Raw genomic sequence first — 14,025 nt, 5'->3', positions numbered from 1 at the left:
ACAGTAACAGTAATATATCAATTGCTGAAAAAAAAGAAATAGAACATTTAGTCCACGAGACCAAGCATATCTCAAAGATTCAAATTTATTATGTTAAAGATATTCCTATTGAAAAAATATTTGAGTATGTTAATAATGCCAAATCTGATTTTAAGTATAGTCGAGATCTAGGGACACATAAATTATTATTTATTGATAAATTACCTACAGGGAGTGGTACTGGTAATTGGTATGTTGTAACTGAAAGAGAAAGCTTCCATGAGCTAAGCGTATTCTGCTTATTATTAGGAGGTCTCCTCTATGCTATCTTATTTTCTATATGGGCAATAAAAAGTATTAGTTGCCAGCAAAAACTAAATGTCAAATGGGCTTTAGTAATTATCATTTTTAATATTGTAGGTTATTTGACTTTTCTATTTGTAGATAAAATCCGTACAAACTCAAAAAGCAGCTTTGTCTGAAAAATATTCTTCAAAAAGTAGGCACTTTCCAAGGAAGGTGCTTTTTATATTGGCATTAATAGATGAAACGAATGCCTTGTATTTGAAGTGAAATTTCATTCGTCTCGATTTACTTTCTCAATATTGCACCAAACTTAACTATATTATATTGTTGTGTTCGGTGATATGGTTCGTTAACTTAAACTATTCGACGGACTATTGGAGGGATTTTATTGAATAAACAAGACCAACTAAATCGTATCAAAGAAGATTTTATTCATTCTCAAAAAGTATTACAGGCGATTGGTGATGAAACCCGTCAATCTATTCTTTTGGTTTTAATGGGAACGGAATGTCAAACCGGATTGCGTGTAGGTGAGATTACTGAACAAACACATCTTTCTCGACCTGCTGTTTCACATCATCTTAAGATTTTACGAGAAGCCGGTGTTATTTTAATGCGTAAGGAAGGGACAATGAATTTTTACTATATAAATATACGTACCAAAATAGGTTTATTAAAAAATCTAGTGAGCGATATTGATAAGTTTTTGGAGGATTTTTATTGAAATTTATAATATAAAATACATTATTTGGGGGAATAGACATGAGAGCAATGGTCATAGATAAATACGGAAAGGCTCCAATGCGTATGGCAGAATTGCCTACACCAGAAATTGCTGATCATGAGGTACTTGCAGAAATTCATGCAGCTAGTATTAATCCGGTTGATTTTAAGATACGTGATGGGAAAGTGAAATTGTTACTTAAATATAAAATGCCTCTTATTCTTGGAAATGACTTTTCGGGTGTTGTAGTAAAAGTTGGCGCAAAGGTAACTCGTTTTAAAGTCGGTGACGAAATATATGCCCGTCCACGTAAAAGTAAAATTGGTACTTTTGCTGAATATATCTCTGTACATGAAGATGATATTGCCTTAAAACCTAAGAATTTAACCTTTGAAGAAGCAGCTTCGATTCCGTTGGTTGGGTTAACTACATATCAAGCGTTTAAAGACATTCTACAATTACAAAAAGGACAAAAGATTTTAATACAAGCAGGAGCTGGTGGTGTCGGAACTTTTGCAATCCAGCTTGCAAAGTTAATGGGAGCCACTGTTGCAACGACAGCAAGTGCAGCGGGAACGGATTTAGTAAATTCTCTTGGCGCAGATAAAATTATTAATTACAAAACAGAAAAGTTTGAAGATATATTGCAAAATTACGATGCGGTATTTGATACTCTTGGGGGTGAGATACTTGAGAAATCGTTTGGCATAGTCAAAGAAGGAGGGAAAATTGTTTCAGTTTCTGGATTACCGAATGCTCGCTTTGCGAAAAAATATGGCTCGGGATTGTTTAAAACCTTCCTGTTCGCAGTAGCAAGTAAAAAGCTCACTGCTCTTGAAAAAAAGCATAATGTTCAATATACATTTTTGTTCATGGAGCCAAGCGGTGAGCAATTACGCATACTAGCAAACTATATTGAAGCAGGTAAAATCAAGCCTGTCATTGATAAAGTCTTTCCTTTTGAGGATGCTCAAAAGGCGATGGAATATGCAGAAGCCGGGAGAGCTAAAGGGAAAATTATATTAAAAATTAAATAGTTATGAAGCAAGTAAAACAGACGAAAAAACTGTATTCATGTGAATGTGGATACAGTTTTTTATCTGCCGAAAACGCGCCAGAGAGAGCGAATGAAACGCGTTGTGGATGTAAAGGGAAAGCGAAACGCACCAGAAAACAGTGATGAAACGCGTTATGGATGTAAAGGGAAAGCGAAACGAGTCAGAGAGCGGTGATGAAACGCGTTATGGATGTAAAGGGAAAGTGAAACGAGTCAGAGAGCGGTGATGAAACGCGTTATGAATGTAAAGGGAAAGCGAAACGAGACAGAGAGCGGTGATGAAACGCGTCATGGATGTAAAGGGAAAGTGAAACGCGTCAGAGAGTGGTGATGAAACGCGTTATGAATGTAAAGGGAAAGCGAAACGAGACAGAGAGCGGTGATGAAACGCGTTATGGATGTAAATGGAAAGTGAAACGAGTCAGAGAGAGCGGATGAAACGCGTTGTGGATGTAAAGGGAAAGCGAAACGCACCAGAAAACGGTGATGAAACGCGTTATGGAGGAAACGACAACCTAAAACACGTCAGACAACCGGCAGCCCCTTCAATAGAAGCCCCCTATAACCAAATATAAAGGCAACTAATCTACTAGTTAGCTGCCTTTTTGCGTGTATTCTTCTTTTTAAAAATCTTACTAACCAACGATTCTATTCTAAGATTACCAGCATTCAGATTCGTTCTTCGGTCTCCACATCAAAGAAATGTGCTTTATCCATCTCTAAGTACAGTTCTACTTCGTCACCTGGGGAAGCGATTGTATCTGGGTGGACTCGGGCGATAAAGGGTTGGTCTCCTATCATCGAATGGAGCATCAGCTCGGAGCCTGTTAATTCTGCCACCAGAACTTTTTCTCTCACCAAATTTGGAGAATCCTTTAAAATTGTATTTTGATTAATATATTCTGGTCGAATGCCTAATTTGATTGTTTTCCCCTCATAGCCCAATGACTTTAACTTTTTATATCTATTTTGAGGAATTCTAAATTGATAGGCTTCCATTAGGAAATGGTCATTTTCAATTTTTCCTTCAAAAAAGTTCATCGCAGGTGCTCCTATAAATCCGCCTACAAAAATATTATTTGGCAGGTCATAGACTTCTTTTGGCGAGCCTATTTGTTGGATGATGCCATCCTTCATCACCACTAGACGGGTTGCCATTGTCATTGCTTCTGTTTGGTCATGTGTTACATAGACAGTTGTAGTCCCTAAGCGTTGATGAAGCTTTGAAATTTCTGCACGCATTTGGACACGTAACTTTGCATCTAAATTCGATAGCGGTTCATCCATTAAAAATAGACTGGCATCCCTCACAATGGCACGGCCTAAAGCAACACGCTGTCTTTGACCACCTGATAGGGAGGAGGGTTTTTTCTTTAAGAGGTTAGTAAGCTCTAAAATGCCAGCAGCCTCTGTTACTCTTTTATCAATTTCCTTCTTTGAAAATTTTCGAAGCTTTAAACCGAAAGCCATATTCTCGTAAACATTCATATGAGGGTAGAGCGCATAGTTTTGGAATACCATCGCAATATCTCGATCCTTAGGGGCAACCTCGTTCATTTGTTTGGAAGAAATACGCAAGGTACCATCTGTAATCTCTTCAAGTCCAGCAATCATTCGTAGAGTTGTAGATTTTCCACAACCAGATGGTCCCACTAGTACAATAAACTCTTTTTCTTCCACTAGTAAATTAAAGTTGCTAACTGCCTGAGAGCCGTCAGCATAGGTTTTACAAATATTTTCCAAAGCTAAAGCTTCCATAAACTTCCTCCTCTATAAAAACTTTTCGGGTAATCCATTTCAAATTTTAGAAAAAGCACGCATAGAATATAAAATTAGCTCGTAAAGTTGATGGGTTGTAGGACTATAGAATATACGATTATTTTATGCATGAGCTTAGCATTCCATTTCTATCGTTTTATGAGGACAACGAATTTTGCCTAAACTAATTTATACGGAGTACAGCGAGAAGGGGTTATATGCATGATTACAGTAATCGGAAGTATCAATATGGATTTAACGGTTGGTTCTGAGGTTTTTCCAAAAAAGGGAGAAACTTTGTTAGGCTCTTTTTTTGAAATGAATCCAGGTGGAAAAGGAGCTAATCAAGCCGTAGCCATTTCTAGGCTTGGTGGTGATATTTCGTTTGTTGGTAGAGTTGGAAGAGATCCCTTTGGAGAATATCTTTTTAAGCAGTTAGTTCAAGAGAATGTGAATGTTAAGGGTTTGCAATATGGGGATGTCTCAACGGGAATAGCTAATATTATTCTTCATGAAAAGGATAACCGCATCATTGTTGTTCCGGGTGCTAATTTAGAAGTAACAAAAGAAGTGATTGATGAACATTGGGAGCATATAAATAATAGTAGCCTAGTTGTCATGCAGCTTGAAATTCCAGCTGAAACTGTTGAATATGTATTGGGAAAATGTAAACAAAAAAGTATACAAGTGATACTTAATCCTGCGCCTGCGAGTGTTTTTAAATTAGAGTGGATGGATTTAGTAGACTATTTAACTCCAAACGAACATGAGCTTGAGACTATTTTTGGAGATAAGGTGGAAGACGTAATTGAACAATTCCCTAACAAAGTAATTGTAACCCTTGGAGAAAATGGAGTTTGTTATCACAATGGGAAAAAGCTTATTAAGGTGCCTGGCTATAAGAGCGAAGTGACTGATACGACTGGTGCGGGCGATACCTTTAATGGCGCTTTTGCTTATGCGATTTCAAATGATTTCTCTCTTGAAGAGGCTTTAACATTTGCTAACGCGACTGCTTCGTTATCTGTAGAGAAAATAGGGGCACAGGGTGGTATGCCAACGCTAGCACAGGTTAAGGAACGAATGGAAAAAATAAAATAGTAGACAGGTTTTGGTAAAGTAATTGGTTCCAATCCTTTTTTTTAGAGTGTAACCGATTACAAAAATGGTCAAGAAATGGAGAGGAAATAGATGCAAAACAGCATAAAAATACTATCTCCTTGTGGCATTCTCGGATATGGATTTCCAAAAGAACCTTTTTTAAAAGCTTTCCAGGAAAAGATTCATGGAATTGTAGTAGATGCAGGGTCAACAGACGCAGGTCCTCACAAATTAGGAGCCAATGTTTCAATTGTGAGTCGACGAGCCCTCAAAAAGGATTTGTCCATTATTTTAGAAAAGGGCTTACAGCATCGAATTCCAGTTATCATCGGTTCCTCAGGTGGAGCTGGTGCGAAAACACATGTAGAGCTAACTCTTGAGGTAGTAAGGGAGATTTTAGCTGAACGAAGCACCCATGCAAAAATCGGTATTATATGGGCTGATTTTAAGCAACAAACGATTATTAATGCTCTAGAGGAGGGGCGCATTACACCATTAAGTGCCAATATTCCCCAGCTTACGAAAGAGAAGATTTTAGATACAAAAACAATTGTGGCACAGATGGGGCATGAACCAATTTTAAAAGCATTAAAACAAAAATGTGACATTATCCTATGTGGTAGAAGCTATGATCCATCTCCTTTTGCTGCATTAGGCATTTATCATGGGATGGATCCCGGCTTGTCTTATCATTTAGGAAAGATATTGGAGTGTGGTGCTTTATGTGCCGAGCCTGGAACAACTAAGGACAGTATTTTAGGGACGCTTTACCATGACTCCTTTACTGTGAAGGCATTAAACCCGATTCGAAAATGCACTCCAACAAGCGTTGCAGCACATACCTTTTATGAAAAAGAGCATCCCTTTATATTGCATGGGCCTGGCTTTACATTAAATCTGGAAGAATGTGAATTCAATGAAGTAGCAGAGGGGATTATTGAGGTTCGAAACAGTCAATACCTCCCGGATAAAGAAATGAAAATCAAGCTAGAAGGAGCCCGACAGGTTGCCTTTCGTACATTTGTGATTGCTGGTGTTCGGGATCCGTTACTAATCTCTCAATTGGAAGAGGTAGAAAAGGAAGTCCTTGTGCAAGTGAAAAGTTATTTCGCTGAGATTTCGGAGGCTGACTATCAGGTAAACTTTTATCACTATGGGAAGGATGCCGTATTAGGGGAGCAAGAGCCAAGCTCCTTCAATGGACACGAAATTGGAGTCATGTTTGAGGTATTAGCAAAGGATCAGGAGCTTGCCAATTCAATCTGTGCCAATGTAAGATCTACCTTTTTACATTATGGCTACCAGGGGCGAAAATCCTCAGCAGGAAATTTAGCGTTCCCATTTGCGCCAAGTGATATTGAATTTGGTCCTGTCTATGAGTTTTCAATCTATCATTTAATGCAGATTAACCGTGATCCATTCCTTCTGGAAATTGTGGAGGTATAAGTATGGTCAAATTAGTTGAAAAAGCGAAAATCCTGCGAAGTAAAAATGCAGGACCCTTTGAAATCACTTTGGATGTTTTATTTGATGACAAATCAGTCTATGAGGAAGTAAAGAATTCAGGGATTATCTCAAAAGAGACCATTGCAGAGATTTATAATTTGCCGATCAAAGATATTCATCATCTAGTTTATTTCGATCAAGCACTTGGCATAAAAATAACTATTGCTAGAAAAATCTCCTCAGGGAGCCCTGGGGATCGAGATGTATATGGCGCCCAGCAGCATGCTCCATTGATGAATCTCGAGCTATAAAATGAGTGAAATGTGAAGAAAGGGGTGAGGGGATGAGAAAAATAAGCAGCTTAAAACGTATTCGAAAGGATTGGATACTCTATTTGATGCTTTTGCCCGGAATGCTTTACTTTGTAATATTCCACATTATACCTATTGTCAACATGAAGCTAGCCTTTCAGGATTATCGAATAATCGGTGAAAATGTCTGGGTTGGCATGAAGCATTTTGAACAGCTATTTAGCTCACCAGCCTTCAAGGATGTTTTGATGAACACCGTTATCATCAGTACCATGAAAATTATTTTTATTTTTCCAATACCGATACTTGTTTCGCTTTTAGTAAATGAATTGCGTTTTGGTCCATATCGAAAATATGTCCAGTCTGTTTCTTATTTACCTCACTTCTTATCATGGGTGGTTATAGCAGGAATCTGGATTACATTGCTAAATCCAGTAAATGGAGGAGTAAATGTTATTCGAGATTTCTTCCAGCTCCCTTCACTTGACTATATGACAAGTAAAGAGCATATCAGATGGGTGCTTGTGTATTCAGAAATGTGGCGAAGTGCAGGCTGGGATTCCATTCTGTATTTGGCAGCTATTCTTAAAATAAATCCCTCACTTTATGAAGCAGCCCGAATCGATGGGGCTTCAACCCTTCAACAAATGCGTTATATCACGTTACCAGCACTGATGAGTACAGTCGTTACATTGTTTATATTAAATTTAGGGTTCTTTATGAGTGCAGGCTTCGACCAAGTATTTAACCTTATGAATGATTCTGTTTTGAGCGTTATCGATATTTTAGATACGTATGTTTATAGAATCGGAATTTTGAATGGACAATATTCCTATGCCACAGCAGCAGGCTTATTTAAGGGTGTCATCGGCTTGGTATTGATATTGGGCACTCACTTCTTGTCGAAGCGATTAACCGGAAAAGGCGTATGGTAAGGGGGAATTAAGATGAGGCAATTTAGTATGACAAAGACGATCATTCAATTTATTTTATTTTTATTTACATTAGCTGTCTTAATTCCATTATTGAATATACTTGCGCTGTCCTTATCTGATCCAGCGAGAGTCAGCGAATTATCTGGACTGGGCGTGTTGCCTAAAGGATTTTCCCTTATCAACTATGAAATTATCATGTCCAATCCATTTATATTAAAAAGTATTTTTAACTCAGTGTTTATCACGATTGTGGGTACCTTGCTAAACCTATTTTTAACGGCGATTACTGCCTATGTTTTAGCTAGAACCGAATTCGTTGGAAAGCGAATTGTTTTAGTAGTTTTGATAGCTATTATGGTATTTGAACCATCAATGATTACTGAGTATTTGCTTATGAAGGATTTGCATTTGTTAAATTCCTATGCAGCCGTCATTTTATATAAGGCGATTAATGTTTATTATCTCTTTATTTTAATGCGTTTTTTCCAGGAGGTACCTACTAGTATATTAGAAGCGGCAAAAATAGACGGCGCGGGACATTTTCGAATTTTCACGAGAATTATGCTGCCGCTCTCAAAGCCTGCCCTTGCCACATTAGCCTTATTTTATGGGGTATATCATTGGAATGAATATTTCCGTGCCACAATCTATTTATCAGATCCAAATAAATGGCCACTTCAGGTTGTATTACGCCAGTTCGTTGTAACACAGGACAATACAACGTTATTAAAGGGGGTAGAGGGGATGACTCCTGAATTATTGGCAACTCTGGATTTTGGGTCTCTACAGTCAGCAACAATTGTGGTTGCTGTTATTCCAATGTTATTACTTTATCCACTTATCCTTAAGTATTTTACAAAGGGGACTATGGATGGTGGAGTAAAAGAATAAATAAATATAAACAGGGGGTTAAAGGGTGAAAAAAGTTTGGGGGTTCATGTTATTTGGGTTGTTGGCAGTTTTTTTAGTAGCTTGCAGTGACAAAGGGGAAGAAGTAATTGCAGAACCAGAAGTGACAGAGGATGGAAAAACAGTTATTACGATTGCTTATAAAGATGATGGTCCATCGAGTGAGGCTTCAGTAAAATACTATGATGCATTAGAGGTCGCTTTAAAAGAGCATAGGGACTTGGACGTTGAGTTTAATATTGTGGAAATTGCACAAGGCGATTATGCTGAAAAGTTAAATTTACTTCTTTATAGTGGCGAAATTCCAGACATTATTTACTTCCAGGGCAGTGACGAACAAATTGCATCTCAAGGATTGTTGGAGGATTTGACGCCGTATATCGAGGGCTCTGAATATTTAAAGGATATTTTATATGAACATAATGTCACAAGATTGGAGAATTATCCATATCTATTATGGGTAAAGCCAATTAATCATAAGGTGCCGGTTGTTCGTACGGATTATTTAGAGCAGATATCCACATCAGAAAGCTTATTAGCAGACCCATCTCCAGAGAATTATAAGGCCTTCTTCCAGGAGATGGTTGATAAAGGATTGTCTGATTATGGTGTAACTGTTGCTGGGGATATTGCGGAATTGGATTTTATCTTTAACATGGCATTTGGAGTTACTTCGACATGGCTAGAAGATGATAATGGTAGCTATGTGTACAAAAAAGTATCTGAGGCTGAAAAAGCAAAGCTAGCATACTATGCGGAGCTGTATGCAGCTGGTTTACTAGATAACCAATATTTAACGAAGCAATGGGACGTTAAAGAAGATGATTTCTATAATAATAAAGCAGGCGTTATCGTTGGAACAAATGGAAAAGTAATCGATTTATATAATACTCGCACAGTAGCTGTAAATGGCGAGGGAGCTGAGTTAACTGTTTTACCAAGTGCATCTGGTGTTTCATCGGGCTATGCTGCAACGAGTGTTACTAAGGAGCCACGCGGACTTGCCATTTCGTCACAATCAGCAAACAAAATCATTGCATTTGAAATTTTAGATTTTTTAGCAAGTCCTGAAGGGATGAAGCTTGATTTACTAGGGTATGAGGGAGAGCAATACACGATTGAAGGGGATGAAGTCGTGTTAACTGAGAAGTTCTATTCTGAATGGTTTTCTCGCTTCTGGGAGCCGCAAGATGTGAAGCTAGATACACCGATCAGTTCTGAAACGCCTTTATTGAGCCCTCCAGGTCAGGCATCTACAAATGCAATCGTTGATACTTATGTAGCAGACAATGATTTCACAATACCAGAAGAGTACATTAGCCAATGGGATGCGATGGAGAATTTATACAAAGAATATGCGGCTGATATTATTACGGGGAAAATTTCAATCGACGAGTTCGATACATTTGTAGAAGAGTGGTATGCAGCCGGAGGAGAGGGCATTACAAAGCTAGCGAACGAAACGATTAAATAAAGGAATGTTATGAATGATATCATTTGAAGAACGTGTAAAAGGGGTTTTGATCTCAACAGCACTGGGCGATGCGCTCGGTGCTCCTATTGAAAAATTGTCACGTGAAGAAATTGAAGAAAAGTATGGCTATGTGACAAGCTTAAAAACACTTTGGTATAAGGAAGCATTGGGCGAAGATGCAACACTTGGTAAAAGACGAGGCAATGGGATTATTACTGATGACACCTTGATGACATTAGCCCTTTGTCGTGTCTATAAAACAGAAAAGCGTCATTTAGATGCCTATGACCTGGCAAATGAATTTACAAAAGAGATTGCCTTTCGTAAAACCTTTATTCCTGAATTTAATCGAAAGGCACCTATATTAGATCGCTTATTTTATCCAGAAAAACATATTTTCCTTCGCCATGTCCTTGCTAATTGTGAGCCTCGACAAGGTGGCATAGGAAATATGGTGAACTGTGGTGCCGCGATGTATATTGCCCCTATTGGAATAGTAAACGCAGGAAACCCACTTGCTGCATATAATGAAGCAATAGCATTTGCTTCTGGCCATCAAGTAAGCTATGGCCTTGAAGCGGCTGGAGTTTTGGCAGCATGTGTCGCATGTGCGTTTACACCGAATGCAACAGTAGAGAATGTTGTTGAAACGGCTATTACTGTCGCCAAGGATGGCACAAAGCAAGCGATAATAGCGCTTACAACAAAAGCGGAGGAATTAAAAAAACGTAAATGCTCCTACCATGAATTAGTAAAGAGCTTCCATGACAGCATTGCCCCTTTTTCTCCAATGGGTGATGATGTGCACCGCAAAATAGAGAAGGTTGGAATTCCTTCGAATCATTATACACCAAGCCGGTTATTCTCTATTGAAGAATTGCCATTGGCATTAGCCTTTATCGTTTATAACGATGGAGAATACTATAAGTCGATTTTAGATGGTGTCAATTCTGGTAGAGATACCGATTCAATCGGTGTAATGGTGGGAGTGATTTTGGGGGCGATGTATGGAACAAAATTTATTGAAGAGGAAGACATAGACTTACTTTCAAGGACGAACCAGATTAATTTTGATAACGAGGCGACTTCCTTTGGAGAAGTAGCAAAACAAATTATTAAAAAGGATTTACAAATCATTCGGAAACAGGAAGGAATTATTGGGCATTAATGGGGGGGCCATATGATGATCCCAAACGATTATTTAGAAAAAGTATATGCAAGTATTTTAGCGATGAATGCTGGTATACGGTTAGGTGCACCAGTGGAGCCACCTGAATGGACCGCGGAAATGATTCAGGATGTCTTTGGAGATATTACGGATTATGTGAAGGATTATAATGTTTTTTCAGCTGATGACGATGCAAACGGTCCAATATTTTTTATAAGATCACTGCTTGATCATGCAAAGGACCGCAAGTTAGAGCCACAGGACGTTGCAAAAACATGGTTAAACTATTTACGTGAAGGACTAGGGATGATTTGGTGGGGGGGTGACCAAATCAGTACCGAGCATACAGCTTATTTAAATTTGAAAAATGGCATAACAGCACACCGCTCTGGGTCAATAGAACAAAATGGCGAGATTTTAGCAGAGCAAATCGGAGGTCAGATATTTATCGATTCCTTTGGCTTAATCTTCCCGAATAATCCAGAGAGGGCTGCAGAATATGCTGAAATTGCAGCAAGTGTATCCCACGATCGAAACGGGATATACGGAGCTCGATTTATTGCAGCATGCATAGCGCTGGCTTTTGGCAAGAGCGATGTCCACGAAATTATCCAGGAGGCATTAAAACAAATTCCAGAAGAAAGTACTTATACAAAAGTAGTTCATGCTGTAATGGAGTTTCATAAAAATAATCCTGATGATTTCCGAGCTTGTCGCCAGTTTCTTGAGGATGAGTGGGGATACGATAAGTATGGCGGTGTTTGCCATATTATTCCCAACGCAGGGTTATGTATCTTAGCACTTCTTTACGGAGAAGGGGATGTTAGCCGAACAATTGAAATAGCTACAATGTGCGGCTGGGATACCGATTGTAATGCAGGTACTGTAGGATCAATTGTTGGAGCATTAAATGGGATAGATGGAATTGCTCCTAATTATCGCAAGCCAATTAATGATTCCATCGTTGCATCGAGTGTTTCGGGCTATTTAAATATCGTGGATTTACCTACATTTGCAAAACAGGTTGCCCTTTTAGGCTATCGGGAAGCAAATAAGGAAGCGCCTGCTGAATTAGTAAAAAGCTATAAAGAGAAGGAAATTTATTTTGACTTTACTTTGCCAGGCTCAACTCATGGCTTCCGTACTAGCTATCCATTTAAAACATTTTTGCGTAATTCGGAAAACAAAGGATATACAACTAGTGGATCCTTAGAAATTATTGTTTTTCGAATGTATCAAGGAGATTTATCAACAGTATTCTATAGAACCTTTTACCGGCGAAATCTTTTCATGGATGAAAAATATTCCCCAACCTTTGCGCCAACTGCCTATAGTGGGCAAACGGTTTCCATGAAGGTTAGGATAGAGCGTTTACATGGAAAAGCAATCGTTTTAACACCATATATACGTACAACATCTGATAAAAAAATCATTAAAACGGCAGAACCGATTATCGGGAATAATATTTGGCAAACGATTGAATTTACCATTCCAGATACAAATGGTGATTTAATAGAAGAGGTAGGTTTGATGATTCATTCCGACTCTTCTCGAACAAAAAGGGCATTCGGTAAAATCTTTTTAGATGAGTTTCGAATCTATGGTAAGCCGTCATATGAAATTGACTTTAATAAACAAGTGGTTGAGTTTAAATGTGTGACACCCTTTGCTCATCAGCGTGGGAATTGGACAATTGAAGAGGATAAAATGGTAATGGAAAGCGATGAAGATTGCTCTAGCTACACCGGGCATTATTATATGGAGGATGCTATCATCGAAGCGAAAATAACTCCAGAAAAAGGAAATTCTCATGGAATTCTCTTTAGATCATTAGGTACAGAACAGTTCTATTATGCAGGCTTTGAGGCTAATAACAAGGTAGCTATTGGTTTAAAGAACTTTGATACAACCGTTTTAGCATCTACAGATTTCAAATGGCAGCACGGTGAGTTGTATCATTTAAAGGTGAAAGCAATAGATAATAATTTATCTTTATATATAAATGATGAGCATCTATTGACCGTACAAGATGATACCTTCCAACATGGTATGTGGGGCCTCTATGCATTTGAAGGTGGAAAGTGCTCCTATAATAATTTGAAAGTAAACTAATATGTTGAGGTATAACCTATTAAGTGATTGGGTTATACCTCTTTTTATGGCTTTGATGTTAAAAAAATAGTTTAAAAGATACATAATTTACTACTTTTCATTAATATAGTATCTGTTGTACTATAAAAGAAGTAAATTTAGCGAAATGAGGAATGAATGTTGCAAAAGGTGAACCAACTGATTCAAAATATACTTCTAGCATTCATAATGTCTTGTTCTATAACTTCAATTTTTAATGCAACTCCATACTCTTGGTTAAAAATTGAGTTGTTACATATACCTGTATTATTCGTCGTTATACTGGGTCTTTCACTATACATCGTAGAGGATGTACGAAATAGCTTTAAAAAAGTATTGAAATTTGAAACTAGAAAAGACAAGCGTCCAATTTGGCAGGTTGGTGTAGGAATGATTTTCTATTTCACACAGGTTGGATTCGTAGAAATTTTTGCTCGCAGTTTAATGGTACATGATCTTGGTGGGATGCCCCTTTATTTAGTATTTGCCTTTATGAATGCATTTTTACTAACAGTGATTTACGAGGAAATCTTCTATCCTAGATTATCAAACAATCAAACTCCTAAAATTCATAACTAATTCTTTTGTAGAATATTCGTAACACGTATTGGTCGTAATTTCGGCTGATACGTGTTTTATAATGGAAAAAAGGTCGTTGAAAGGATAAAGTAAAATAGAGACTATTTATATGTAGATAAAGAATTGTTGTAATTATGAAGGAGAGCGT

Annotated in this window: 13 protein-coding genes; 12 read left to right on the top strand and 1 reads right to left on the bottom strand. The window is 37.9% G+C overall.

Annotated features, from left to right (window positions below; genetic code table 11):
• Positions 1–667 precede the first annotated feature (667 nt).
• From BJ095_RS01215 to BJ095_RS18895, 3 genes are all read left to right on the top strand, one after another.
• The gene (locus BJ095_RS01215) at positions 668–1,009 is read left to right on the top strand and encodes an ArsR/SmtB family transcription factor (RefSeq protein ID WP_408056956.1); all 342 of its coding nucleotides are present in this window, start codon (positions 668–670) and stop codon (positions 1,007–1,009) included.
• A gap of 38 nt (positions 1,010–1,047) precedes the next feature.
• Entirely contained in the window at positions 1,048–2,046 is a 999-nt protein-coding gene (locus BJ095_RS01210) for an NADP-dependent oxidoreductase (protein WP_107934244.1), read from the top strand.
• 454 nt (positions 2,047–2,500) lie between these two features.
• Positions 2,501–2,641 (top strand): hypothetical protein, encoded by a 141-nt coding sequence (locus BJ095_RS18895; protein ID WP_181417920.1) that lies wholly within the window; start codon positions 2,501–2,503, stop codon positions 2,639–2,641.
• Between the two features lie 94 nt (positions 2,642–2,735).
• Here the strand turns inward: BJ095_RS18895 and BJ095_RS01205 are convergent, their stop codons facing one another.
• Positions 2,736–3,824, bottom strand: a complete 1,089-nt coding sequence (locus BJ095_RS01205; RefSeq protein ID WP_107934242.1) for an ABC transporter ATP-binding protein — start codon at positions 3,822–3,824, stop codon at positions 2,736–2,738.
• Positions 3,825–4,046: 222 nt separating this feature from the next.
• On the opposite strand from BJ095_RS01205, the gene rbsK reads away from it, so the two are divergent.
• From rbsK to BJ095_RS01160, 9 genes are all read left to right on the top strand, one after another.
• Positions 4,047–4,925 carry a ribokinase gene (gene rbsK, locus BJ095_RS01200; RefSeq protein WP_107934240.1) on the top strand — a complete coding sequence of 293 codons (879 nt, stop codon included), beginning with the start codon at positions 4,047–4,049 and terminating at the stop codon, positions 4,923–4,925.
• A gap of 90 nt (positions 4,926–5,015) precedes the next feature.
• Positions 5,016–6,371, top strand: coding sequence for an acyclic terpene utilization AtuA family protein (locus BJ095_RS01195; RefSeq protein ID WP_107934238.1), 1,356 nt, complete (start codon positions 5,016–5,018; stop codon positions 6,369–6,371).
• Positions 6,372–6,373: 2 nt separating this feature from the next.
• Complete coding sequence (locus tag BJ095_RS01190; RefSeq protein WP_107934236.1) at positions 6,374–6,682, top strand: DUF4387 domain-containing protein; 309 nt, start codon at positions 6,374–6,376, stop codon at positions 6,680–6,682.
• 32 nt (positions 6,683–6,714) lie between these two features.
• Entirely contained in the window at positions 6,715–7,617 is a 903-nt protein-coding gene (locus tag BJ095_RS01185; protein WP_107934234.1) for an ABC transporter permease, read from the top strand.
• Positions 7,618–7,629: 12 nt separating this feature from the next.
• Positions 7,630–8,508 (top strand): carbohydrate ABC transporter permease, encoded by an 879-nt coding sequence (locus BJ095_RS01180; protein ID WP_107934233.1) that lies wholly within the window; start codon positions 7,630–7,632, stop codon positions 8,506–8,508.
• A gap of 25 nt (positions 8,509–8,533) precedes the next feature.
• The gene (locus BJ095_RS01175) at positions 8,534–10,000 is read left to right on the top strand and encodes an extracellular solute-binding protein (RefSeq protein WP_107934231.1); all 1,467 of its coding nucleotides are present in this window, start codon (positions 8,534–8,536) and stop codon (positions 9,998–10,000) included.
• Positions 10,001–10,013: 13 nt separating this feature from the next.
• On the top strand, positions 10,014–11,168 hold the full coding sequence (locus BJ095_RS01170) for an ADP-ribosylglycohydrolase family protein (RefSeq protein WP_107934229.1): 1,155 nt from the start codon (positions 10,014–10,016) through the stop codon (positions 11,166–11,168).
• 12 nt (positions 11,169–11,180) lie between these two features.
• Positions 11,181–13,280 (top strand): ADP-ribosylglycohydrolase family protein, encoded by a 2,100-nt coding sequence (locus BJ095_RS01165; protein WP_235867541.1) that lies wholly within the window; start codon positions 11,181–11,183, stop codon positions 13,278–13,280.
• 207 nt (positions 13,281–13,487) lie between these two features.
• Positions 13,488–13,877 carry a DNA polymerase I gene (locus tag BJ095_RS01160; protein ID WP_235867540.1) on the top strand — a complete coding sequence of 130 codons (390 nt, stop codon included), beginning with the start codon at positions 13,488–13,490 and terminating at the stop codon, positions 13,875–13,877.
• The last annotated feature ends 148 nt before the right edge of the window (positions 13,878–14,025 follow it).

The sequence above is a fragment of the Ureibacillus chungkukjangi genome, from assembly GCF_003217295.1.
In the GTDB taxonomy this organism is placed as follows: Bacteria; Bacillota; Bacilli; order Bacillales_A; family Planococcaceae; genus Ureibacillus; species Ureibacillus chungkukjangi.
This window is presented reverse-complemented; position numbering and strand designations above follow the sequence as displayed.